Origin of the sequence: Pseudidiomarina salilacus (assembly GCF_047323925.1) — a bacterium.
Taxonomy (GTDB): Bacteria; Pseudomonadota; Gammaproteobacteria; order Enterobacterales; family Alteromonadaceae; genus Pseudidiomarina; species Pseudidiomarina salilacus.
This window is the reverse complement of sequence record NZ_CP178753.1, coordinates 209,831-234,099: the sequence shown is the minus strand read 5'-3', so window position 1 is coordinate 234,099 and position 24,269 is coordinate 209,831. Positions and strand designations below refer to the sequence as shown.

The following is a 24,269-nucleotide window of genomic DNA, read 5'->3' as shown; positions in this document are numbered from 1 at the left end:
CCTCAGCTTACGCTGGGGGCTTTTTTCGTTGTGCCAACGAACGACTGCGGGGTTCGTCGTTCGTACGTTCGGCAAGCCTCACTGTTCGTGCGCTCGCGGTGCTCGCTGTTCGAACAGCGTAGCGTACGAATCACGAACAGCGTAGCGTACGAATACCGAATAACAGCTCTTCAGATCTACCTTAGACTAAAGTCAACTAACTGAAATTCTGATCTATTGCTATCCTTAACTGACTATAAGCTGTAATAAACAAGTCGAGGTAGCTATGAAGAAGAATCAAGTTTTACTTGCAATGATAGGGGTTGGCACACTTCCGTTGAGCGCCACCGTAGCCCCGGCGTTCGCTCAAGATGAGAACTCAGAAGTCGAAGCAGAAGAGCGGATTCAGGTCATTGGCTCGCGCTTAGAAATGCGCACTGCGACGGATGGTACCGCTCCAGTTGATGTTATTTCGGGTGATGAACTAGCTGCCAGTGGTATTACCGAAACAGCACGCGCACTGCAATATGCTGTACCAAGTTTTAACTTCCCTACTTCATCTATCACCGATGGATCTGACGCCGTGCGTCCGGCATCATTGCGCGGTTTATCACCTGATCACACGTTGGTATTGGTGAACGGTAAGCGTCGTCACATGAGCGCCTTGGTGCATTTAAACGGCACCACAGGTCGCGGTAGTTCGAACGTTGACTTAAACGCCATTCCTATTTCTGCCATCAAACGCATCGAAGTGCTGCGCGATGGTGCTGCAGCCTTGTACGGCTCTGATGCGATTGCCGGTGTTATCAACATCGTATTAAAAGACCAACGTGAAGGCGGTTCAATTACCGCTAACAGTGGACAAACCTATGAAGGTGACGGCGAACAGTACAAAGTACACGGCAATGTTGGCTTTGAGTTTGGCGCTGACGGTTTCTTCACTGTTGCAGCTGAATACCACCATAAGAACAAAACCAATCGTGCTGGTCTGGACCCACGCCAACAATATCCTTTGGTAGATGGTGAATTAGATCCACGTGAAGCAACTTTTGATCGTCTTAGCCACCATGTCGGTGATGCTGAGTTTGAAAATAAATCAGTGTTCTTTAACTCTGCAGTAACTGTAGGTGAAGGCGAACTCTATGCCTTTGGTGGCGTGAGCGATCGCACCTCACAATCAGGTGCATTCTACCGTCGTGCACTAGACAGCCGCAATATTCCGGAAATTTACCCAGATGGCTTCTTGCCACTGTTAAGCCCAGATACACAAGATAGCTCAGTTTACGCCGGCTATCGTTTTATGCTGGGTGAGTGGAGCGTCGATGCTAGCGCAGGTTACGGCGAAAGTGAATTCCAATACCGCCTTGAAAATTCTCTTAACGCCTCTATTGGGCCTAGCTCACAAACTGAGTTTGATGCTGGTACCTTGAGTAACGATGAAGTCAATGCAACTGTGGATTTCTCCCGTTTTATCCCGTTTGTGAATAACTCTGACTTGGCCGTCGCATTTGGTGTTAGCTATCGTGAAAACACCTATGCAATCGGTGCCGGTGAAGAAGCATCCTACATTGACGGCGGCTATGACGGTCGTGCTGCAGGCAGCCAAGGCTTCACTGGCTTCAAACCTGAGTCGGAAGTCGACCAATCGCGCGATAACACTGGTATCTATGTAGAAGTTGAGAATATGCTCACCCCTGATTTCCAGTGGGGCGCAGCAGTGCGTTACGAAGACTACTCGGACTTCGGTAGCAATACCAGTTGGAAGGTGTCTGGTCGCTATGACTTCAATGACCAATGGGCATTGCGGGCAACTGCTAATACCGGTTTCCGAGCGCCAAGCGTGCAACAGTTGTATTTCTCTAACATCTCGACCTTGTTTGTTGATCGTGGTGATGGCTTGCAGCCAGAGCAAAGCGGTACTTTCAATAACATCAGCCCCGTCGCACAGGAACTGGGTATTGAAGGTTTAGATCCAGAAGAATCGCAAAGTTTTAGTGCTGGCTTAGTTTACAACAGCTACGATGGCTTCACGCTGACCATCGATGCCTTCCAAATTGCCATTGATGATCGCATCATCCTATCGGGTGACGTGAGCCCTGACGATTCTCCTGCGGTCGCGGCAGCCTTGGCAGCGAGCGGCGCAGACAACGCACGTTTCTTTGTCAATGCTGTTGATACCACGAGTCGTGGCGTAGACGTGGTCGCTGCGCAAACCTACCAGCTGGATGAGTGGGGTTCACTGCGTGCGCAACTAGCTTATGGTTACAATAAAACCGAGATTGACGATGTAAACCTACCTGCATTGCTCGACGGGCTGGAACAGAACCTATTCGACGGTGTTGAGCGTACGCGTATGACACGCTCGGTGCCACGCAATAGCGGCAGTCTCTCGTTTACGCATGATCTCGGCGATCTTGAAACCCGTGTTGCCTTTAATTATTTCGGCGACTATGTGCTAGAGAACTCACAGGGCGTGCGTACTGAGTTTGGCGCTAAGTGGGTGGCCGATATTTCTGCGCGCTATCTGTTAACCGACCAACTATCACTGAGTGCGGGTGTGCAGAACTTGTTTGATGAATACCCAGACAAGCAGCGGCCAGAGAACCAGTTTAACGGCATCTTCATGTATCCAAACACCAATGCGCCGTTTGGCTTCAATGGCGGTTACTATTACGCAGAAGTGACTTATCGCTTCTAGTAAAGCGAACTGCCGCACTTAGTAAAAACCGCCACATTGTGGCGGTTTTTTTATGTCTTATGCTGCCTTATAAAATATAACCCAATGTTTTTAAATGGTAAAATTAATTGGCACGATATCTGCATCACTCTTATCAAACAACATCGTATAAGTTGATAGTGAGGACAAAGATGAAAAAGCAATCAACATGGTTATGGGTTTTGGCAGGTATTATTGCGCTTGCTCTATTTGGTGACGAAGTGCTGGGCCTAATAGGTGCTGTTATAGGATTAATCGTTAGCATCGGAATAACCGGCTTGGTCATGATAGCTGTAGTGCTGGGGGCCTTTGCCTTGGTGGTAGCTGTTGGTGGTAGCATTGCTGTCGCCATGGTCGTTGCGGCAGTCGCGCTAGTAGCGGTGCTATTTAGCTGGTTGTGGCCTTATCTATTGCTATTCGGAATTATTTATTTACTGGTGCGAAAACGCCCAAAAGCTGTGTAAACTAGGGAGCGTAATTAGTCCTAGATAAAGGTGCAGTAACCAATGAATAAATGGAGCATTCTTTTAACAAGCGCACTGTTAATCATGACGAGTGCGCACGCAGCTGACGTGAAAGTATCAGACGCATGGGTTAAACCAACAATCCCTGGTACTGAAAATGGCGCAGGCTATGTGGTGTTAACCAACGAAGGTAAAACAGAAGTGACCTTGGTTGGTGTTACAACCGAGGTATCGCGCGCCGCAGAAATTCACACTCACACCATGAATGACGAGGGCATGATGCGTATGCAACGGGTGCCTAGATTAGCGATCGCTGCTGGTGAAACGGTCACGTTTCAGCCGGGCAGTTACCACGTCATGTTCTTTGGTGTAAAAAATCCGTTTAGAGTCGGAGAGCAAGTGGCTTTTCAGTTACAATTTGAAGGCGCACCAGCACAAGATGTCGTAGCCGAAGTGCGCCCGATTAAATAATAGGGAAAAGCCAATGAATAAGTTATCGATTGCTGCGCTGTTAAGTGCGGCAGTATTTGCTGCTCCAGTAAGCGCGGATACCGTGTTTGGCGTCTACACCGGTGCACAAATCTGGCAAGCAGAAACCGAAGGCAGCTTCGGCTCCAACAGCAACAATCCAAACTTTGCGTTTAGCGATGAACAACAGCAGAGTTATTTCATCGCCTTTGAACATCCTATCCCCTTGATTCCGAATGCTAAAGTTCGTTACAATCAATTGCGTAACGATGGTAGCCAAGTGCTTACTGAAAGTTTTGAGTTTTTTGGTAGTAGCTATGCGGCCAATACTTCACTGAACTATACCGCTGACTTCAGCCACACCGATTACACTTTGTATTACGAGCTGTTTGATAACGACCTGCTGACTTTCGATTTAGGTGCAACGGCAAAGCGCGTCGAGGGAATTGTTGAGCTGCGCAATCAAAACTCGTTGCAGGCGGCGGATACGGATGGTTGGATTCCAACCTTGTACAGTCAAGTAAGAATCGGGATTCCGGCGACGCAGCTGACAGTTTTTGGTCTCGCTAATGCGATTAGCATTGCTGATTCGAAAATCGAGGATTACGAGTTTGGTATCGAATATCGACCGATCGAAAACCTTGCGGTTGATGTCAACTTGCAGCTCGGCTATCGCGTATTCAATATTGAATTAGATGATCTTGATGAAGTTTATACGGACCTAGAATATTCAGGTCCATTCTTAGGTGTCGAGTTTCACTTCTAAAAAACGCGCCTTCGGGCGCGTTTCTCATTGCTTACATGTAAGGTGTCACTTCAACCGCGTCCATTTGATAAGCGACCACAGCTAAATCACCATCAGCACGTTCAACTTTGATGGTGCCTTCCACCCAAACTGGATTAAAGGCTTGGCGGATCGGGTAACCGTCAGCAAAGCGCACCAAAACAACCTGGTTTGGTGGTGGTGGCGGTACGTGAATGCAGGCTCCCTCGTAGGGAACTAAGAGGAACTCGATCACTTTGCTGTCTTCTGCTTGGAGTTGCACAACAAAGCCAGGAATCCGTACTTTTTTGCCATCTAAGGCTTCGACGACTGGCGCATTGAGTTCGGGCTGCCCCATGGCTTCTGGGTTCATGTCGTAATAAGCCTGACTCCGTACTGGTGGCGGTGTGTAGCCTTCCGGCACGAGGTCCTTCCATTCTATCTCGGTAGCGTCTTGCGCAGGGACCGCTGCACTCAAAACCAAGCCCGTGATAGCAAACAAAATTATTCCTAACCACTTCATATTTTCACCGTTAGTCCGTCAGCAAGCGCATTGCGATAAGCGCGCCACGCTGGATATAAACTTAAAAGAATTGCCGCCGCGATAATTGCGCCTAACAAGGTCAATTCGCGCGTTGTTAGCAGGCTTGCGGTCACCTGAATACCTAAGGTTGCTTGCAACACATCGGCTCCAAACAACAACACTGCGTAGAGACCGAGGGTGCCGAGTAAGGTCCCGCCTAGGGTAACCAGTAAAGCTTCAAATACCAGCAAGCCGAGAATGGTAACAGGTCCTGCGCCTATAGCTCTTAAGACCGCCATTTCGCGACGGCGTTCACGTAAGCTCGCTAACAGAGTCGTTAACATACCTAGTAAGCCGGTTACCACAACTAGACCTGAAATGGTAACAAGTGCGCGTTCGAATAGGCTTAGAGTGCGCCAGAAGTTCTGCAAGGCTAAACCAGGCATGATGGCGGAAAGCGCTTCATCTTTATAAGTATTCACGGTGCGTTGTAGACGCAAGGCGAGCGCAGGGTTCTCAAGGCCAAGCAACACCGCGCTTAGGGTGTAAACCGGCGGTTCGTTATGAGCATGCCCGTGCTCATGTTCATGTTCGTGGCTGTCGTCATGCCCATGTTCGTCTGCAGGTAAGTAGTCCCCATGCACCAAGCCCTGACCGGCAAGCGGAATAAATACGCCACGATCGATAGGGGTCCCAGTCGCTGCCAGCACGCCCACAACTTTAAATGGATGAGCGTCATGGTTACTAAAGCTGATTTCACCTGTGCCATGTGCGATCACTAAATCATCGGCAACGCCCAAGCCAAGTTCGCTCGCTGCTTCAGCGCCGAGTACTGCAACGGTTACCTCGCTGGCCGCGGCAAAATTGTGGCCAGTGGCAAACTCAAGTGGTCGTTTATTGCCGTAGCGAAAATAGTCAAACAAGCTGTCGTTGGTGGCGATAACGGGAAACCCTTGTACGCTATCACCCATAGCCATCGGAATATGCCAGGCAACGCCGGGCAACTCTTGTAAATAGGTGTAGCTTTGCCAGCTCATGGTGTTGGATAAGTTACCGATATGAAACACGCTGCTAAGTAACAATTCGGTCGAGCCGGTGCGGGCACCTACGATCAAATCGGTACCTGAAATAGTATTGGCGAAGTTATCCTGGGTCTGAACCCGAATGCGCTCGACCCCAAGCAATAACAATGTGCTTACGGCAATGGCGATGACAGTTAACCACACACTGCCACGGCGGTTCCATAAGCTTGCCCACGCTAACTTAAACATTGGTCACCGCCTGATTGATCTCATCAAGCTCGATAGCGCGGGGGAATAGTGGCACTAATGTTGCGTCGTGAGTGACAAACAACAAAGTCGTTTGTTGTGCATCGCAGGCCTCAAAAAGTAACTTGATGAACTCATCACGATGGCCTTGATCTAACGCTGAAGTCGGCTCGTCAGCAATAATAAGCGCAGGCGACCCCAATAATGCGCGGGCTGCCGCTACACGTTGTTGTTGGCCGACACTCAGTTGCTGCGCCGGTTGCTGTTGTTGGGTATCGGTGAGACCTAATCTTGTTAGCAGCTGGCGAGCACTCGCTTCCCGATCTACATCAGCTAATCTCGCGCGTCTTGCTGGGGCAAATTGACAGGCCATGGTGACGTTGGCAACAGCCGATAAATAAGGGAGTAAATTGAACTGCTGGAAAATATAGCCAATTTCGTTGGCGCGCAAACGATCGCGCTGGTGCTGGCTCAGTTGGGCAAGATCATGTCCGAGCACTTGGACTTGTCCCGGCCCCACGGTGTGGATACCGGCTATCAAACTCAGCAGCGTTGATTTGCCGCTACCGCTGGCACCACGCAGAATAACGCGTTCACCGCGCGCTAAGGTAAGCTCTGGGATGCTCAGCAGAGCGGACTGAGCACCCGGCCAGCGAAACTCAAGCTGCTTGAGTTCGACACAGGTGCTCGTCGTCATTATTTCTTCTGCGCGCGCTCAAACGAAGACACAAGCTCTTGTTTGGCATCGTTGATATCGCCCCAGCCTTCAACTTTTACCCATTTACCTTTCTCGAGCTCTTTATAACGCTCAAAGAAATGCGAGATTTGAGCACGCAGCAGCTCTGGCACATCATTGATATCTTGGATGTGGTCATATTCTTTGCTGAGTTTACTCACTGGCACAGCGATGACCTTCGCATCTTCACCTGATTCGTCAGTCATCTTCAGCACGCCTACCGGGCGACATTTGATAACGCAACCAGCTTGCAATGGATAAGGTGTAGGCACCAAAACATCTACCGGGTCACCGTCAAGTGACAAGGTGTCGTTCACAAAACCGTAGTTGCACGGATAGAACATTGGGGTAGACATAAAACGGTCCACCCACAGTGTGCCGGTTTCTTTATCAACTTCATATTTGATCGGGTCTGCGTTGGCAGGGATTTCGATGATGACGTTGACTTCATCTGGCAAATTGTTGCCCGCGCTTACGTTATTAAAGCTCATGTTGGTTCCTATACGATAGATAACAAAATAGGTTTTAATTTAGACCGCTTATTATACGTCTGTCGCCGCTGATTGCGAGCCTTGCAGGTATTCAAGGCATGTATTTACTTCATTCGCAGAACCTAAGATAACGCCGATACGCTGATGAATGTCAGTTGGCTCAATATCAAGGATGCGCTGTTCGCCGGTATGGGCCACTCCGCCTGCTTGTTCGACCAACCACGCCATCGGGTTGCCCTCGTACATGAGACGTAATTTGTAAGGTTTGTTCGGCATGCGACAATCCCATGGATAGGTGAACAAACCGCCACGGCAAAGTACGCGGTGGACATCTGCCACCATGGCGGCAATCCAACGCATATTGAAGTTTTTGCAGCGCGGTCCAGTATCACCTGCAAGCAAGTGATCAATATAGGCGCGCATCTGTGGTTGCCAGTGGCGATAGTTCGACATGTTGATGGCAAATTCACAGGTATCTGCCGGAATCTCAAGGTCTTCGTCAGTGAGTAAGAACTCGCCCACTTTTTGATCGAGCGTAAATACTCGTACACCGTTACCCGTGGTGAATACCAGCATGGTCGAAGGACCATATAATACGTAACCCGCCATCAGTTGATTGGTGCCTGGTTGGAGGAATAAGTCGACGCCTTGGCGATCATCTTTCGGCGCTGGTAATACGGAGAAAATGGTACCCACCATACTATTGATATCGATGTTCGAACTGCCATCAAGCGGATCAAAAGCGACTAGGTAGTCACCGGTGGTATGGCCATCGACAATGCCCTCTTCTTCTTCTGAAGCGACGGCCCGAATATGTGAATTCTCGAGCAAGATATCTTTAAGCAACTGATTCGCGAGCACATCGAGCTTTTTCTGGGTTTCACCTTGAATGTTTTCATCAAGCGTAGAACCAAGCACTCCAGCAAGTTCGCCTTGGTGCAAGCGAAATGAGATTTCCTTTGCGCAAATTTGCAGAGTGTTGATAACAGAAATAAGACCTTCTTCGACGTGATCACGGCGTAAGGTTGGAATCAAGCGTTGCATAACGTCCCCAGTTCGAATGCGGCAGAAAACGCGGCTAAGTTTACCGTAATTCTGAGTAAAATGCCTGCAAGAATGTCCGTAATTCTGTCGTGCATGCTACACTAGCCGGAATTTTTTAGTTGGATTTTCGGAAGCTTCTATGCACATTCACATTCTTGGAATTTGCGGCACCTTCATGGGAGGCATTGCCGCCTTAGCCAAGGCCATGGGGCATCGCGTTACCGGTAGCGATGCCGCAGTTTATCCACCTATGAGTGATCAACTTGCCACTTTAGGCATCGAGGTTGTGCAAGGCTATGACCCAGCACAGCTCCAGCCGCAGCCTGATTTGGTCATTATTGGTAACGTCTTAAGTCGTGGCAACCCCGCAGTTGAAGCAGTGCTCAATCGTCGTATTCCTTATCGTTCAGGAGCACAATGGCTGCACGATGCGCTTTTGCAAGATAAATGGGTGCTGGCAGTTGCTGGCACCCACGGCAAGACCACCACTGCAAGTATGTTGACGTGGATTTTGCAGTACGCCGATTATCAGCCGGGCTTTTTAGTCGGTGGCGTGTTAAGTAACTTTGGTTGCTCGGCACAGCTTGGCAATAGTGATTTCTTCGTGATTGAAGCTGACGAGTATGACACTGCTTTTTTCGATAAGCGCTCTAAGTTTGTGCATTACCAACCCTCGACCTTAGTGCTTAATAATCTGGAATTTGATCACGCCGACATATTCGCCGACCTGGCGGCGATTCAAAAACAGTTTCACCACTTATTACGGATCGTTCCGGGGAATGGGCAAGTGATTTATCCTACCCATGATGACAATCTGCAAGAGGTTATAGCACAAGGTTGTTGGAGCGAAATTCGCACTTTGGGAGAGCAAGGCGACTGGCAATATCAACTGACCACAGCCGACGCGAGTTCATTTAGCGTGCAACATGACGGTTATGTTGCCGAGGTGACCTGGGATTTAGTTGGCGAGCACAACGCCGCCAATGCCACCATGGCCATGGCCGCGGCTTATCATGTGGGAGTGCCACTGGCGGTTGCCGCAGAAGCTTTGCAGCAGTTTAAAAATACTAAGCGCCGCCTAGAATTGTTAGGGACACCGCGTGGCATTTCTATTTACGATGATTTTGCCCATCACCCAACCGCGATTACCACGACACTTGCGGGCCTGCGCGCAAAAGTCGGTACTGGACGTATTATTGCCGTACTAGAGCCGCGCTCCAATACCATGAAGCGCGGTATCCATGCGGACCAGCTCGAGGCCGCTTTGAGCGCTGCAGATCAAGTGATGCTGCTGCAACCAGAAGGGCTACAGTGGCAGCTGGCTGATTTTGTCCCTACAGCCACCATCACCCATAGCGTAGATGAACTCTTAGCAGTGTTACTGCGTAGTGTAGAACCTGGTGACCATGTCTTATTAATGAGCAACGGCGGCTTCGGTGGCTTGCATCAAAAGCTGCTCGCCGCACTCGTCGAGGAGGCTTCATGAATCGTTCGCAAGCAATTACTTTAGCAATTACTGGAGCTTCGGGTGCACCTTACGCCGTGCGTTTGTTAGAATGCCTGCTCGCACAGCAGCAACAAGTGCATTTACTGATGTCCAGTGCTGCACGTGTCGTCTTTGCGACAGAATTAGCTTGGCAGTTACCGGCCGCCCCACAGGCAATGGCCGAGGCTTTGCAAACGCATTTTAAGGTGAGTGCTGAGCAGCTCAAGGTGTACGGTAAAGAGGAGTGGTTCTCACCCGTAGCATCAGGCTCAGCTGCACCGGCGCGTATGATCGTTTGCCCATGCTCGACTGGCACTTTATCAGCCATAGCGATGGGCGCCAGTGACAATCTTATCGAGCGCGCTGCTGATGTGGTGTTAAAGGAACGCGGGCAACTTATTTTGGTACCGCGTGAAATGCCATTGTCAGCAATCCATTTGGAAAACATGCTCAAGCTGGCGCGGCTTGGCGCGACTATTATGCCGGCAGCACCGGGCTTTTACCACGAGCCGAAAACTATTGATGATTTGGTAGATTTTGTGGTCGCTCGCATTCTCGACCATTTGCAACTAGAACAAAACTTGCAGCCACGTTGGGGCTACAAAAAGGAGTCGTAAAACGCGATGAAAGCATTATCGATTCAAGATTTGCGCAAAACCTACAAAGGTGGCTTCGAAGCGCTAAAAGGCATTCATTTAGAAGTCGAAGAAGGCGATTTTTTTGCCCTGCTAGGGCCTAATGGTGCGGGTAAATCAACCACTATAGGAATCATCTCATCACTGGTGAACAAAACGTCAGGCTCGGTTTCGGTTTTTGGGTACGATCTTGATACCCAACTGGTCGACTTAAAACGTCAAATCGGTTTAGTCCCACAAGAATTCAATTTCAATCAGTTTGAGACCGTGCGTCAGATCGTGGTCAACCAAGCTGGCTATTATGGCGTACCACGCCAAGTCGCCCATGAGCGCGCTGAACACTACTTAAAGCAACTAGGCCTTTGGGATAAACGCAATAACGCTGCGCGGATGCTCTCAGGTGGCATGAAACGGCGACTCATGATTGCGCGCGCCTTGTTACATGAGCCAAAACTTTTAATTCTTGATGAGCCAACCGCCGGTGTTGATATCGAATTGCGGCGCAGCATGTGGGATTACCTGGAAGAGATCAACAAACAAGGTATTACCATCATTTTGACTACTCACTATTTGGAAGAGGCGGAGACCTTGTGCCGCAATATCGCCATTATCGATCACGGTGAAATTGTTGAGAACACCTCAATTAAACGTCTATTGGCAACCTTGAATCGCGAAACCTTCATTCTCGATTTGAGTGGCGAGGACGAGCAGGCGGTTCAGCCACAGCTTGAAGGTTTTACCATGCGACAAATTGACGACCACACCATTGAAGTGGATGTGGAGAAATCACAAGGGCTGAACAAAGTGTTTGACCAGTTGAGTGCACAGCAGATCAAAGTGCTGTCGATGCGCAATAAAGCCAACCGCCTCGAAGAACTATTTGTGGACCTCGTTGAACGCGGTCGTAGTAACAAATCTGCAGCAGGAGCTTAAACCTATGGCATCCGCTTATAATTTGGTTGCGTTAAAAACAATTTGGATAAAAGAGTGCACGCGGTTTTTGCGGATTTGGATTCAAACTCTGGTTCCACCTGCAATCACCATGACTTTGTACTTTATTATTTTCGGTAGCATTGTCGGCGAACGTATTGGTGACATGAGTGGCCGCCCCTACATGGAATTTATCGTACCGGGCCTGATCATGATGTCGATCATCACCAACTCCTACTCGAACGTTGCCTCGTCCTTCTTTAGTGCAAAATTTCAACGCAATATCGAAGAGATGCTCGTGGCGCCGGTATCAACCTCGGTGATTATTGCAGGGTATGTGGGCGGTGGTTTGGCTCGCGCACTCATTGTCGCGGTGATTGTCACCTTAGTGTCGTTTTATTTCGTCGACAACGTCAGTATTAACCATTTAGGTATCTTAGTCCTTACGGTTGTTTTAACCTCGACACTGTTTTCATTGGCCGGCTTGATTAATGCCGTGTATGCGAAAACTTTCGATGACATTTCGATTGTCCCAACCTTCGTGTTGACGCCTTTGACCTATTTAGGTGGGGTATTCTTTAGTGTGACCCTGTTGCCAGGTGTTTGGGAAACCATTGCGCGCTTCAACCCCATTCTTTATATGGTGAATGCGTTCCGCTATGGCTTCTTGGGTGTCTCAGACGTTAACATCAGCGCCGCTTTGGCGGTCATAGTGGTGTTTAATGTAGCGTTTTTCATTACTGCGTACACCTTGTTGCAGCGCGGAGTGGGGATTCGTTCGTGACCGAGAAGTTATCACGACCGGTCACCACCAATCAGCACGGTAATCACGAAGATTTAACTGCGGTGGTGATGCGGCACTTGCGTGCTCCCTTTAAAAAGCCGATTCAAGCACACAATCGTGAAGCCTTTATGCAAGCACATCAGGCAGTTACCGAGTGGCAGGGGCCGATCATTCTCGATTCTTGTTGCGGCGTCGGTGAGAGCACCGCTTGGCTGGCGCAACAGCATCCGGAAGCATTAGTGATCGGGGTGGACAAATCGGCGCATCGATTGCAGCGCCATGCGCATTATCAAACATCCGCAGCAGGGCAGCGGTATCTGCTGGTGCGTGCTGACTTGCAAGATTTCTGGCGCTTGGCAGTTGAGCATCATTGGCAATTGAGTAAACATTCGATTCTTTATCCAAACCCCTGGCCGAAAGCGGCGCATTTGAGTCGGCGTTGGCATGGCAGTCCGGTCTGGCCCTATGTGATCGGGCTCGGCGGTGAACTGGTCATGCGTTCCAATTGGGTAACCTACCTGACCGAGGTCGCGAGTAGTCTAGCCTTGGTGCATTGCCAAGCAACTCTACAGCCGTTATTAGCCAAACACGAACCGATCACGCCGTTTGAACGTAAATACCAGCGCAGTGGTCAGCAACTTTGGGAACTGACTGCTAAGCTACCCGAAGACGGTCGCTATTTTTCAGCGATCGAGGCAGAATAACGAGTTCAATTTTTCAGAAGGGACAGCGCTTGAGCGAACAAGTTTTTGCCGAGGTAAGTGAAGAGGCATTGCTTAAAATCTTTACTTTGCCTGAAGCACCAGACTCCACGTTAGGTAAAATCGAAAAGGACTTATCCGAGAACCTGATGGGTTTTCTTGGTGACCACATTGTTGCGCGTGAAAAGCCTCTGCATGAAATTGAGCACAATTTTGCTGCCAGTGAAGTGCCGGAACAACCGCGTTATGTGTCGGATCACACCGAATTCTTGCTCAATAACCTAGTGGCGCACTCAGTGCACACATCGTCACCACGCTTTATTGGCCATATGACTTCGGCGCTCCCATATTTTTTACTGCCGTTAGCGAAATTGATGGTGGGGCTGAATCAAAACCTTGTAAAAATTGAGACTTCTAAAGCCTTTACGCCGCTGGAACGCAATGTCTTGGGTATGCTGCACCATTTAGTGTATCAGCAAGATGCTAACTTCTATCAGCGTTGGATGCACAGCGCGCAGCACTCCTTAGGAGCAATGTGCTCTGGCGGTACCGTTGCCAACATTACGGCACTTTGGGTCGCGCGCAATTTATTACTCAAACCAACCCAAGGCTTCGCCGGCGTCGCGGCTGAAGGCTTAGCTGCTGGCTTACAGCATTATGGTTATAAGCGCTTAACCATCATGGTGTCGGAGCGCGGTCATTATTCGCTCTCCAAAGCTGCAGATGTATTAGGTATTGGCCGCCAGAACTTAATTGGGGTGCCGACAGACGATCGCAATCGCATCCGTATTGATAAGCTCCGTGAGGCGTGTGAGAAAGTCGCTGCCGATGACGGTCGCGTGCTCGCCATTGTTGGGGTTGGAGGTACCACAGAAACCGGCCACATTGATCCCTTGAGTGAGCTAGCTGACTATGCGGCCGAGATTGGCGCACATTTTCATGTGGATGCCGCCTGGGGTGGCGCGACGCTGATGTCTGATAAATATCGCCATTTACTCGATGGTGTCGAACGCGCCGACAGTGTGACCATTGACGCACACAAGCAGATGTATGTGCCAATGGGTGCTGGCATGGTGCTGTTTCGCGATCCGAGCATGGTACGTGCGATTGAGCACCACGCCGAATACGTCATCCGCCATGGCTCCAAGGACTTAGGTGCGCACACCATGGAAGGCTCGCGGCCGGGCATGGCAATGCTGGTCTATTCCGCGTTGCACGTAATGGGGCGGCGCGGCTATGAACTCCTGATCGACAAAAGTATCGATAAAGCGAAGCAATTTGCTGATTTGATCGCTGCGCAAGACGACTTTGAGCTAGTGACGGCGCCAGAACTTTGTTTGCTAACCTATCGCTTTGTACCGCAACAAGTAAAAGTAGCGCTGGCGCAAGCGAATCCGGAGCAAGTGAAACGCTTAACCCCACACTTGAATGCCATTACGCGATTTATTCAGAAGCGCCAACGGGAAACGGGGCGCTCATTTGTATCACGTACCAAGCTGAATCCTGCACAGCATCATCGCGAACCAACGGTGGTCTTTCGCGTGGTGTTGGCCAACCCGCTAACAACGGTGGAAATGCTGCAAGAAGTGCTCGAAGAGCAACGTGAAATTGCGGCGCAGGCAATGAGTCTGCGCGGTGCATTACACACCGAAATGCGTGAATTAGGCTTGCTGGCGCGCAGCTAATTAGCTGCGCGTAAAGGTGAGGTTATCAATTAGCCGGGTGCGCCCCAAGAACGCCGCGACCAGAATCACTAAGTCAGCATCCCCGTCAGTCGCGGGTTGCAAATCTGCCTGCCGGCGCAATTCCAGATAGTCGATCTGAAATCCAGTTGCAGTTAAGCGAGCTGCAGCCGCTGACACTGCCGTTGTCGCAGCCTCACCCTGTTGTACTGCGTTTTTTAGCTGCTCCATGGTGGCATATAGTTCTGGCGCTTGTGCGCGTTCTGCTGCACTCAAATAACCGTTGCGTGAGCTCAGTGCTAAACCATCTTCAGCGCGTTCAGTTGGCATTCCAATCACTTCTACCGGTAAACTCAGATCGCGCGTCATCAACCGTATCACTTGCAACTGCTGATAGTCTTTTTGCCCGAATATCGCGACTTGGGGCTGGATCATATTGAATAGTTTAGCAACGATAGTCGCCACGCCACGGAAGTGGCCTGGGCGGCTGGCGCCGCAGAGAATGTCGGAAATTCCGGGTACTTCAATGTAGGTTTGTTCGGCTAAACCGCGCGGATAAACGTCACTGACCTGTGGTGCGAACACAGCACTGGCACCGCGTTCTGCCAATAACGCGCAATCCGCATCAAGCGTACGTGGGTAACTATCGAAATCCTCATTGGCACCGAACTGCATGGGGTTGACAAAAATACTGACGACGACGTGTTCGGCGTGTTGTTGCGCTAGGTCAACTAGCCTTAAATGACCCTCATGCAAGTTGCCCATGGTTGGCACCAAGGCGACGGTTGCGTCAACCTGTGCGCGCCAAGCACGCAGTTCCTCGAGACTTTTCAATACACGCATCGTAGTCGTTACCCTCAACTGGATTAGCCCTTAAAACTGTGTTCCGGACCCGGGAAGCTGCCTTCTTTGACTTGTTTCACATAGAGCGCGACCGCAGCTGCTAAATCACCGGTCTCGGCTAAGAAGTTCTTCACAAATTTAGGCAAATAGTCACTGTTTAAGCCAAACATGTCGTGCATCACTAGGATTTGTCCGTCACAGTGAGGTCCGGCGCCGATGCCAATCGTGGGTATGCTCAGGGCTTCGCTGATGCGTTTACCGAGCGAAGTTGGAATACATTCAAGTACCAATAATTGCGCTCCCGCAGCTTCCAGTGCTAGTGCTTGGCGCAAAGTATTATCAGCGGCGCTAGCCTCTTTGCCTTGCACTTTGTAGCCACCTAAAACATTCACAGATTGCGGCAGTAAGCCCAGATGCGCGCACACAGGAACACCGCGCTCAACCAACTGACGAATGGTATCTAACAACCAATCGCCGCCTTCTAGTTTGACCATATTGGCGCCGGCGCGCATTAATTTAGCTGCTTCTTGGCAAGCTTGTTCAGGCGTCGCGTACGACATAAATGGCATATCTGCCATGACGAACGCATCAGGTGCGCCATTGCGCACCGCTTTGGTGTGATAGGCGATATCGTCAACGGTGACTGGAAGTGTGCTAGAGGCACCTTGAATGGTATTTCCTAAGGAATCACCAATCAGCATAAAATCGATGTCTTGTGCAGCAAATAGCTTGGCGAAGCTGGCATCGTAGGCGGTGAGCGAAGCGATCTTCTCACCGTTTTTTTTCATTTCGGTGAGTTTGGCAATAGTCATGGCAGCCATGATAAATCCTTTAAACAACGCTGAGTCGTGTGGCGATTGTATCAGGTAATTTTTATCAGGTCATGACTGTCCACAGCCGTCAATAACTCGCTGATACGACGACCGTCGGGAAGACTCAGGTCTGGCGCAATTTCAGCAAGAGGCAGGAGCACAAAGTCGCGCTCAGCGAGACCTGGGTGCGGGACAATTAAGCGTTCATGCCTAAGCAGTTGAGTGCCGTACAAGAGGATATCAAGGTCCAGTGTACGAGCTCCCCAACGCCGATTGCGCACACGACCAAAGTCGTTCTCTAGCTGTTGCAAATAATCAAGTAACGCTAACGGTGGTAGGTCTGTCTGCGCACTTAACACAGCGTTCACGTAGTCCGGTTGATCTTGTGGTCCCATCGGTTTGCTGCGAAAAAAACTTGAGCACTGAATTGCTGTTAACGCGTCGTCTTGGTGCAACTGGTCAAGCAGCGACTGTAAAGTCGCTACGGGATCACCGAGGTTGGCACCAAGTGCAATATAAACCGTGCTCATAGCAACTAATTCGACTCAGATTTACCACTCGGCTTACGGCGCCGGCGGCCGCCACGGCGTCCACGTTTCTTCGGTGCGCGATCGTCACTCGGGGCTACATCCGGTTGCTGGCGCTGCTGTTGGGTCCAGAATTTCGCCAATTTCTCTAATTGTTCACGCTCACTCGCTGGTGCAGTTGCCGTGCGTAACAATAAAAAGTCATAGGCAGCGCGGAAGCGTGGGTGGCCGAGCAATTGCCCTACGCGGCGACCTTTGGCACGCTCTAGGCGTTGTTGGAGTTGCCAGATTTCGCGCGCCGGAATAGTAAAGCGTTTGGGGATCGCAACCGTTTGAACTTGCCGAGCAAAAACATCGGCGGCAGCGATATTCATCGCATCAACCGGCGGTAAGCCACTTTCAAACATTAATTGTTCCATGCGTGCCTGCAGTGGCCACCAGAGCAGTGCTGCGAACAAATAAGCTGGGGTGATACTCAATTCTTTCTGAATGCGGCTGTCGGTATCAGCAAAGGTCTGACGTAACATTTGATACGGCGGTTCGTCGACATTTGCCAAGTAGCTTTTCAACAGCGGGAACAGCTGTTGGAACAAATGATACTCGGTCAAAAGTTCAAAATTCGCCACACCTTTACCGGCGGTGAATAACTTCAAACATTCTTCAAATAGCCGTGCCGCTGGAATATTTTGCAGCAGGTGTGCATGTTCACGAATCGGTTTACGTACACTGTCGTCCATCTGCATCGACAGCTTGGTGGCAAAACGCACCGCGCGCAGCATCCGCACCGGGTCCTCGCGATAGCGCTCACTGGCGTCGCCAATCATACGCAAGATACCGCGTTCGATATCTTGCGCGCCATTGGCATAATCATAAATGGCAAAGTCAGCAATGTTGTAATACAAGGCGTTAACGGTGAAATCGCGGCGTTGTGCGTCTTCATCAATGCTGCCATAAACGTTGTCACGTAACAGCATACCTTTAGCATCACGTTTTGCATGCTTGGCTTCTGGCTCTTCTTCATCGTGATGGCCACGGAAGGTAGCGACTTCGATAATTTCGCGGCCAAACATGATATGCGCGAGACGGAAGCGGCGCCCCACTAAACGGCAATTACGGAACAGTTTGTACACTTGATCGGGCAATGCGTTGGTGACGACGTCAAAATCTTTGGGTTTGATACCGAGCAATAGATCGCGAACGCAACCGCCAACCAAATAGGCTTCGTACCCAGCATTGTGCAGACGGTACAAGACTTTGAGGGCATGCTCAGAGATGTCTTTACGTGAAATGTTGTGCTGATCGCGCGAGATCACCACGGGTTGTGCAAGAATATTGGCTGGCAACTCGGTTGCGTCAGCAGGCTTGCTAAATGCACGTTTGGCCATTGCCTTGATGCGTTTGATAATAGCTTCTACTCCTTAGAAATTCCCAAACTTGGGAGAATGCGCGTATTGTAGCCGTTTGCAGCGGATCAGGAAAGATACTTTGCGCGCCAAGCGGCAGTTGCAGCGCTTAATAATTGCTCGGTATTTGCTGCTTTGGGCAGCGCCGTTAAGCCAAGAAATGCGCAAGCATCGCGCAGTTGTTGGTGAACGTGCTCAGCACTTAGCGCTGGAGCATGATTCTGTTTACTTAGTTTGTTGCCATTCTGATCAAGTGCCAAGGGGACATGGGCAAAGCGCGGCTGGTAAGTTGCCAGTTCGCTCCATAGCGTTAATTGCCAACTGGTAGGCGTCAACAAGTCGGCACCGCGAACAATATCGGTGATGCCTTGCGCGATATCATCAACGACCACCGCAAGCTGGTAGGTGTAGAGTTGATCACGGCGGAACAGCACAAAATCTTCTGCGGCGAAATCGGGGTCGAGTTGCACCTTGCCTAAAATCCGGTCTTGGAACTCGGTGCAGGGGTGGTCATTACGAAACCGCACAGCATTGCCTTCTGCGCGACGTTTTTTGTCGCGGCAATAACCTGTGTAATAAGGGCCACGTGCTTTGATTTGTTTGCGGGTACAACTGCAGTAGTAAGTGAGGCCACGTTGTTGCAGAGTCTGCAGAGCTGCAGCATAGGTCGTGTCACGTTGCGATTGATAGATAACTTCGCCATGCCACTGCAAGCCGTGGTCATGTAGCTGCTGCAGAATAGTTTGCGCAGCGCCAGGTACGGCGCGGGGTTTGTCGACGTCTTCGATGCGTAGCAACCACTCACCGCCGTGAGCTTTAGCGTCGAGGTAGCTGGCAACCGCTGCGACCAGTGAACCGAAATGAAGAGGCCCCGACGGGGTCGGGGCAAAGCGTCCGCGATAAGCTGACGAAGCTGCCATATTAGGCGCCGGTCATTTGCTTCTCTTTGATTTCCGCTAAAGTTTTGCAGTCAACACACAAATCGGCAGTCGGTCGCGCTTCCAGGCGACGAATACCGATCTCGATGCCGCAAGAGTCACAGAAACCAAAGTCATCAGCCTCGATCTTTTGTAAAGTCTTTTCAATTTTCTTGATCAGTTTGCGCTCGCGATCCCGCGTCCGCAATTCCAGACTGAACTCTTCTTCTTGTGAAGCACGGTCTACCGGATCAGGGAAGTTTGCCGCTTCGTCCTTCATGTGGTGAACGGTACGGTCAACTTCTTCACGCAACTGATTACGCCAAACTTCTAAAATTTTACGAAAATGCGCACGTTGCTTTTCGTTCATATACTCTTCATTCGGCTGTTCTTGGTAAGGTTCCAAGCCAGCTTGTGCCAAAATGCCGTGAGCTTTTTTAGGCGTTCCTTGAGGCATTGTGGATCTCCTGTATGAGAGGGTTTGTCAAAAAAGGTCGGTACATATACCAGAAACCCCAGAGCTGCGCAATTGAATTTGTGTGACTATTTTACTGGGAGTTCGCCTTTCGGATGAATTCCCTGTGGACTGATATCACATGCTAACGCATAAAATTCAACGCCTTGCCGTTTGGCTTCAATAGCTGCTTCGGCGTATTTCGGATCACAATGGGCGGCTGCGCTGACCACTTGCACACCACTGTGTAGTACACAATAAATGACAGCGGCGCGCTGCCCTTGTGCGACCATAGCTTGCAAACTGCGCAGATGTTCACGCGCGCGTTGACTTACAGTATCAGGGAAATAACCCTGTGCGCCCTCGGCGAGGGTAACGCTTTTGACTTCGACATAACACTGACGGCCGTCAGCTGTCGTTCCTTGCCAATCAATGCGGCGATTGGCATCACCATAACGACGTTCCGCACACCATTCATTGATGTCACGAAAGGCTGGTAAAAGTTGTTGTTGTAGAGCTTCACCGACGACTTGATTAGCGCGTTGGGTGTTGACGCAAATACTGTCACCGGCGCTGGTTTCGGCAAGCTCCCAAGTATAACGGTATTTACGTTTGCTATTCTGCGAATCACTCAACCACACTCGCATCCCCGGCTCAGCGCAGCCGGTCATCGCACCGGTATTGGGGCAATGCACGGTAAGGGGATGCTCGCTATTACTGTAATGTGGCCAGCTTGGGTGATAGACGTCGGCTAAAAAACGCTTATACCGCCGCAACAAAAAAGCCTGCTCTAAGGGGTTGTCAAACTGCATTGTCAGCCTCATCTAGCTTTTATACGATATACTCTACTTTATTCTCGCAACCATAATGGGAGCTGTTCACCATGTCTACCGCACTTGCCGTATTTGTTGTTCAACAAGATTTTTCTGCTGCTGCTTGGAAACCAAGCGCGGCTGTCGTAATGGGCGAAAAAGGCGCAACCATCTATCTAGGCGCTGACGAAGCCGAAAACTTGCGGAAAATTCAAAAAGCCGGTCGCCAGCTCGATGGTTTTGGTGTGCGCGCAGTTGAACTTCAGGGTGAGGGCTGGGACCTCGAACGCCAATGGGCATTTAGCAATGGCTACACCGATACGCGCAGCAGCAATTCAATCACTTGGGCGAATGACGCCAACACCCTAAAACAAATGCGCGATACCGTAAATTGGACGCGTGAGCTGATCAACTTACCACCCGACACCATCTATCCAGAATCGCTCGCGCAACGCGTTGCAGAGAAGCTTGAAGGCTTGGCTGCAGACAAGGTTTCGACGCGTGTTATCGCCGGCGACGACCTGCTCAAAGAGGGTTGGGTTGGCATTCATACTGTAGGTCGTGCGAGTAAGCATGCCCCTTGTATGTTGGTGGTGGATTACAATCCAAGCCAGCAAGCTGATGCGCCGGTCGATGTTTGTTTGGTGGGTAAAGGCATTACCTTTGATTCTGGCGGTTATAGCCTCAAATCAAGCGAAGGTATGGTGGCAATGAAGTGCGACATGGGTGGTGCCGCGACGGTAGCAGGGGCCTTGGCGTTGGCGATTCAACAAGGGCTGAACAAGCGGGTGCAACTGGTCCTTTGCTGTGCGGAAAACCTGATTGATGGCACTGCTTATAAACTGGGCGACATCATCAAGTACAAAAATGGCACCACCGTTGAAATCGTCAACACTGATGCCGAAGGGCGTTTGGTCTTGGCTGACGGCCTGCAATACGCCGGCGAAGTGGGAGCCAAACTCATTATGGATGCGGCGACGCTTACCGGTGCTGCGCAAGTGGCAGTGGGGACCGAATACAACGCGCTGTTTAGCGTGGATGATGCGTTAGCGAACAAGGCCTTGGCGACGGCAACTGAGCAACGCGAAAACCTCTGGCGTCTGCCGTTACAACAGTGGCACAAAGAAAACACGCCATCGGCATTTGCTGATTGCGCCAATAGTCGTCCGCAAAAAGGCGGCGGTTCTGGTGGGGCAAGTAACGCCGCCGGCTTCTTATTGCGGTTCGCGCCGAATAACGGCAAAGGCTGGTTGCATTTTGACATTGCTGGCGCTTATCACGGCAGCGCCAATAGCTTATGGGCGACTGGTGCTACAGCGCTTGGCGTGCGCACCATTGCAGCACTCTTGCAGCAAGACAACTAAGTCTCCGTGGCGGTATCGTCGGCCCTACCGGTTACTGAGCTCTTTGCTGAGCTTGACGCCAATTTAGTCGGGCAAACGGTGGTGTTGGAAGCACCACCGGGCGCCGGTAAGTCAACGGCGTTACCGTTACACTTGCTGCAACAGCCGCACTGGCAGCAGCGCATTTTACTACTGCAACCGCGGCGGATAGCTGCGGTTTCTATTGCGCATTATCTCGCCAAGCAATTAGGTGAAAGAGTCGGCCAGCAGGTTGGCTATCAGGTAAGGGGGGAGCAGCGATTTAGTACGGACACTCGCTTGTTAATTGTCACTGAAGGTATCTTTGTTCAGTATTTGCAGAACGATCCCGAGCTACAGGGGGTAGGCTGCGTTATTTTCGACGAATTTCATGAACGTAATCTGTCCAGTGACCTTGGTCTCGCCATGTTGCTCGAAGCGCGGGCTTTGCGCGATGATCTTAGCTTGCTCATCATGTCAGCCTCCTTACCCGCACAACACATCGCCGACTGGCTGGGTGACGCGCGCGTATTAACCAGTGCCGGACGGCAGCATCCAGTTACTATCGACTATCGGCCAGTGGGGCTAGCCAGTGATTGGTTGACACACTGTGCGCAAGCAGTAGCGGCAGCTGTGCACGAAGCGGAACAGGGTGTTTTGGTGTTTTTGCCGGGCTGGCGTGAAATTGAGCGGGTGCGTGAACTGCTGCCGGAGTTGCCGAATATAGATGTGCTGCCGTTGCATCGACAATTGTCTTTAGCGGAACAAGAAGCCGCCCTGAGTGAACGTCCTGCAGGACGAAAGAAGGTCGTGCTAGCGACCAATATTGCCGAAACCAGTTTGACGATTCCGGGCATTGATATGGTAGTGGATAGTGGTCGTGAACGTCGTGCGCAGTTTTATCCAAAGCATGGCGTAACGCGCTTGACCACGGCTCGGATTAGCAAAGCGGCGGCGTTGCAGCGTTGCGGTCGCGCGGGTCGTTTAGGTCCGGGCAAATGCTGGCGCTTATGGAGCCAAGCCGATGAACATGGCATGCGCGACTACGATGCCCCCGCTATTGCCACCGATGATTTAAGTAGTGCGGTGCTGGAGAGTAAGCGTTGGGGCAGCGAACTGCAGCAATTGCAATTTTTTACCCCACCGAATGCAGCGCACATTGCCGTTGCGGAGCAACTGTTACAAGCGCTTGGGGTGCTCGATGGTGACCATAAATTGACAGCTATTGGTCAACAGGTGGCAGCCTTGGGCAATGATCCAAGACTTGCCCGCATCGCCATTGCCGCGCAATCGTTAACAGCGTCCGAACGCAGTGCTGCGGCTCTGTTACTGGCGCAGCTTGAGGTGCCAACTCGGCAACCTCAATACTTTCCGCAAACGCTACCGCAGCTATCTCGGGAAGCAAAGCAACGCTGGCGCTATTGGTTGCAGCAACTTAGCGCCAAGCAAGAAGTTGCCGAAGTCGAGCCGCAACTGGCTTTTCAACTAGCAGCATGGGGTTATCCGGATCGGGTCGCCCAACAGCGCGATGCCAGTAGTAGTTATCTGTTGGCGTATGGCGGCGGTGCGCGTTTTCATCAGCAAGATGCGCGCACTCGCGCGCCATTATTGCTGATTTTAACCATGACCTTTAGTGATGCCAGTCGTGATGCCTTTATCGATAATTATCTAGCGCTGAGTGAGACTGACCTCGAGCATCCAGCGTTACCCTTGGCATGGCAAACCGAACTTGAATGGGTCGGTCCACAGCAACGGCTGCAAGCGATTGAGTCGCTCCGGTTGGGCGCGATTTGCCTAAGACAACGCGCCGCCGCGCAGCAGCCCTCAGCAAGCGAGCGAGCAGAGTTGCTGGTGAGTTTGGTCCAACAAAGCAAAACCGCGCTCATTGATTATGCTAAAGCTGCAGTTTTTCTGGCGCGGGTACGTTTTGCCTTAGCGCACTTACCGCCTGCGGAAGCTGCAAGCTGGCCGGCGTTTGATGACGCGAGCTTAACGGCACAGTTGGCCAGCTGGGCCGCGCCTTATTGGTCGTCGTTGACCAGTTTGCGTGACCTACAAGCGTGGTCACCACTGCCGGCCTTACAGGCGCGTCTCGATTATGCCCAACAACAACGGTTAGCCGCCTTTTGCCCGACCGGGTGGCAGGCACCGAGCGGTCACCAGCACAAAATTGATTACCGCGAGCAGCCACCGAAGGTCGCTTTAAAATTACAGGAAGTCTTCGGTGAGCCAGTTTCGCCCACCATTGCTGACGGCAAAGTCAATCTGTTGCTGGAGTTGTTATCGCCAGCTGGACGACCGTTGCAACGTACGGCAGACTTAGCAAGCTTTTGGCAGAACTCCTATCAGCAAGTGAAAAAAGAGATGAAAGGTCGCTATCCCAAACATCCATGGCCTGATGACCCCTTACAAGCACAAGCAACGCGCAAGACCAAAAGTAAAATTTAATGAAAATTAGCGGCTCAGGGGT

The 24,269-nt window shown here is 50.9% G+C and carries 24 protein-coding genes; 12 read left to right on the top strand and 12 right to left on the bottom strand.

The genetic code is table 11. The features are described 5' to 3' along the window. Positions 1-265 precede the first annotated feature (265 nt). From ACJ8W9_RS12550 to ACJ8W9_RS12535, 4 genes are all read left to right on the top strand, one after another. Positions 266-2,677: a TonB-dependent receptor plug domain-containing protein gene (locus ACJ8W9_RS12550; protein ID WP_411360048.1), complete on the top strand. Its 2,412-nt coding sequence runs from the start codon at positions 266-268 to the stop codon at positions 2,675-2,677. Positions 2,678-2,847: 170 nt separating this feature from the next. Continuing rightward, positions 2,848-3,159 carry a hypothetical protein gene (locus ACJ8W9_RS12545; RefSeq protein ID WP_411360050.1) on the top strand — a complete coding sequence of 104 codons (312 nt, stop codon included), beginning with the start codon at positions 2,848-2,850 and terminating at the stop codon, positions 3,157-3,159. A 42-nt stretch (positions 3,160-3,201) separates the two neighbouring features. After that, positions 3,202-3,630 (top strand): copper chaperone PCu(A)C, encoded by a 429-nt coding sequence (locus ACJ8W9_RS12540; RefSeq protein ID WP_411360051.1) that lies wholly within the window; start codon positions 3,202-3,204, stop codon positions 3,628-3,630. A gap of 13 nt (positions 3,631-3,643) precedes the next feature. Then, positions 3,644-4,393, top strand: coding sequence for a TIGR04219 family outer membrane beta-barrel protein (locus ACJ8W9_RS12535; RefSeq protein ID WP_411361211.1), 750 nt, complete (start codon positions 3,644-3,646; stop codon positions 4,391-4,393). A gap of 31 nt (positions 4,394-4,424) precedes the next feature. On the opposite strand, the gene ACJ8W9_RS12530 is transcribed toward ACJ8W9_RS12535, so the two are convergent. Genes ACJ8W9_RS12530 through ACJ8W9_RS12510 form a run of 5 tightly spaced genes read right to left on the bottom strand, consistent with a single transcriptional unit; the run spans position 4,425 to position 8,452 of the window. Further along, entirely contained in the window at positions 4,425-4,913 is a 489-nt protein-coding gene (locus tag ACJ8W9_RS12530) for a DUF3299 domain-containing protein (protein WP_411360054.1), read from the bottom strand. Next, the gene (locus ACJ8W9_RS12525) at positions 4,910-6,184 is read right to left on the bottom strand and encodes an ABC transporter permease (RefSeq protein ID WP_411361210.1); all 1,275 of its coding nucleotides are present in this window, start codon (positions 6,182-6,184) and stop codon (positions 4,910-4,912) included. The genes ACJ8W9_RS12530 and ACJ8W9_RS12525 overlap by 4 nt, the downstream gene beginning before the upstream one ends. Beyond that, on the bottom strand, positions 6,177-6,878 hold the full coding sequence (locus ACJ8W9_RS12520) for an ABC transporter ATP-binding protein (protein WP_411360058.1): 702 nt from the start codon (positions 6,876-6,878) through the stop codon (positions 6,177-6,179). The genes ACJ8W9_RS12525 and ACJ8W9_RS12520 overlap by 8 nt, the downstream gene beginning before the upstream one ends. Further along, positions 6,878-7,408 carry an inorganic diphosphatase gene (ppa, locus tag ACJ8W9_RS12515; RefSeq protein WP_411360060.1) on the bottom strand — a complete coding sequence of 177 codons (531 nt, stop codon included), beginning with the start codon at positions 7,406-7,408 and terminating at the stop codon, positions 6,878-6,880. The genes ACJ8W9_RS12520 and ppa overlap by 1 nt, the downstream gene beginning before the upstream one ends. A gap of 51 nt (positions 7,409-7,459) precedes the next feature. Further along, a complete protein-coding gene (locus tag ACJ8W9_RS12510) occupies positions 7,460-8,452 on the bottom strand; it encodes a class 1 fructose-bisphosphatase (protein ID WP_411361209.1) in 993 nt (330 codons plus the stop codon). A gap of 139 nt (positions 8,453-8,591) precedes the next feature. On the opposite strand from ACJ8W9_RS12510, the gene mpl reads away from it, so the two are divergent. Genes mpl through panP form a run of 6 tightly spaced genes read left to right on the top strand, consistent with a single transcriptional unit; the run spans position 8,592 to position 14,673 of the window. Next, a complete protein-coding gene (gene mpl / locus ACJ8W9_RS12505) occupies positions 8,592-9,938 on the top strand; it encodes a UDP-N-acetylmuramate:L-alanyl-gamma-D-glutamyl-meso-diaminopimelate ligase (RefSeq protein WP_411361208.1) in 1,347 nt (448 codons plus the stop codon). Continuing rightward, on the top strand, positions 9,935-10,555 hold the full coding sequence (locus ACJ8W9_RS12500; RefSeq protein WP_411360063.1) for a flavin prenyltransferase UbiX: 621 nt from the start codon (positions 9,935-9,937) through the stop codon (positions 10,553-10,555). The genes mpl and ACJ8W9_RS12500 overlap by 4 nt, the downstream gene beginning before the upstream one ends. A 6-nt stretch (positions 10,556-10,561) precedes the next feature. Continuing rightward, the gene (locus tag ACJ8W9_RS12495) at positions 10,562-11,506 is read left to right on the top strand and encodes an ABC transporter ATP-binding protein (RefSeq protein ID WP_411360065.1); all 945 of its coding nucleotides are present in this window, start codon (positions 10,562-10,564) and stop codon (positions 11,504-11,506) included. Between the two features lie 4 nt (positions 11,507-11,510). After that, positions 11,511-12,287: an ABC transporter permease gene (locus ACJ8W9_RS12490; RefSeq protein WP_411360068.1), complete on the top strand. Its 777-nt coding sequence runs from the start codon at positions 11,511-11,513 to the stop codon at positions 12,285-12,287. Beyond that, positions 12,284-12,991 (top strand): tRNA (guanine(46)-N(7))-methyltransferase TrmB, encoded by a 708-nt coding sequence (gene trmB / locus ACJ8W9_RS12485; RefSeq protein ID WP_411361207.1) that lies wholly within the window; start codon positions 12,284-12,286, stop codon positions 12,989-12,991. The genes ACJ8W9_RS12490 and trmB overlap by 4 nt, the downstream gene beginning before the upstream one ends. Positions 12,992-13,020: 29 nt before the next feature. Then, positions 13,021-14,673, top strand: coding sequence for a pyridoxal-dependent aspartate 1-decarboxylase PanP (gene panP / locus ACJ8W9_RS12480; protein ID WP_411360073.1), 1,653 nt, complete (start codon positions 13,021-13,023; stop codon positions 14,671-14,673). On the opposite strand, the gene panC is transcribed toward panP, so the two are convergent. From panC to sfsA, 7 genes are all read right to left on the bottom strand, one after another. Then, positions 14,674-15,513, bottom strand: coding sequence for a pantoate--beta-alanine ligase (gene panC / locus ACJ8W9_RS12475; RefSeq protein ID WP_411361206.1), 840 nt, complete (start codon positions 15,511-15,513; stop codon positions 14,674-14,676). A gap of 23 nt (positions 15,514-15,536) precedes the next feature. After that, positions 15,537-16,334 carry a 3-methyl-2-oxobutanoate hydroxymethyltransferase gene (gene panB, locus ACJ8W9_RS12470; RefSeq protein WP_411361205.1) on the bottom strand — a complete coding sequence of 266 codons (798 nt, stop codon included), beginning with the start codon at positions 16,332-16,334 and terminating at the stop codon, positions 15,537-15,539. Between the two features lie 41 nt (positions 16,335-16,375). Further along, positions 16,376-16,855, bottom strand: a complete 480-nt coding sequence (folK, locus tag ACJ8W9_RS12465) for a 2-amino-4-hydroxy-6-hydroxymethyldihydropteridine diphosphokinase (RefSeq protein WP_411360077.1) — start codon at positions 16,853-16,855, stop codon at positions 16,376-16,378. A gap of 5 nt (positions 16,856-16,860) precedes the next feature. Then, on the bottom strand, positions 16,861-18,237 hold the full coding sequence (gene pcnB, locus ACJ8W9_RS12460) for a polynucleotide adenylyltransferase PcnB (protein WP_411361204.1): 1,377 nt from the start codon (positions 18,235-18,237) through the stop codon (positions 16,861-16,863). 86 nt (positions 18,238-18,323) lie between these two features. After that, entirely contained in the window at positions 18,324-19,175 is an 852-nt protein-coding gene (gene gluQRS / locus ACJ8W9_RS12455; protein ID WP_411360080.1) for a tRNA glutamyl-Q(34) synthetase GluQRS, read from the bottom strand. Position 19,176: 1 nt separating this feature from the next. Further along, positions 19,177-19,629: an RNA polymerase-binding protein DksA gene (gene dksA / locus ACJ8W9_RS12450; protein WP_034733080.1), complete on the bottom strand. Its 453-nt coding sequence runs from the start codon at positions 19,627-19,629 to the stop codon at positions 19,177-19,179. Positions 19,630-19,715: 86 nt separating this feature from the next. Continuing rightward, on the bottom strand, positions 19,716-20,438 hold the full coding sequence (sfsA, locus tag ACJ8W9_RS12445) for a DNA/RNA nuclease SfsA (RefSeq protein ID WP_411361203.1): 723 nt from the start codon (positions 20,436-20,438) through the stop codon (positions 19,716-19,718). A gap of 71 nt (positions 20,439-20,509) precedes the next feature. On the opposite strand from sfsA, the gene pepB reads away from it, so the two are divergent. Both pepB and hrpB read left to right on the top strand, forming a co-directional pair. After that, the gene (pepB, locus tag ACJ8W9_RS12440) at positions 20,510-21,802 is read left to right on the top strand and encodes an aminopeptidase PepB (protein WP_411361202.1); all 1,293 of its coding nucleotides are present in this window, start codon (positions 20,510-20,512) and stop codon (positions 21,800-21,802) included. Positions 21,803-21,808: 6 nt separating this feature from the next. Further along, the gene (hrpB, locus tag ACJ8W9_RS12435; RefSeq protein WP_411361201.1) at positions 21,809-24,247 is read left to right on the top strand and encodes an ATP-dependent helicase HrpB; all 2,439 of its coding nucleotides are present in this window, start codon (positions 21,809-21,811) and stop codon (positions 24,245-24,247) included. Positions 24,248-24,269 lie beyond the last annotated feature (22 nt).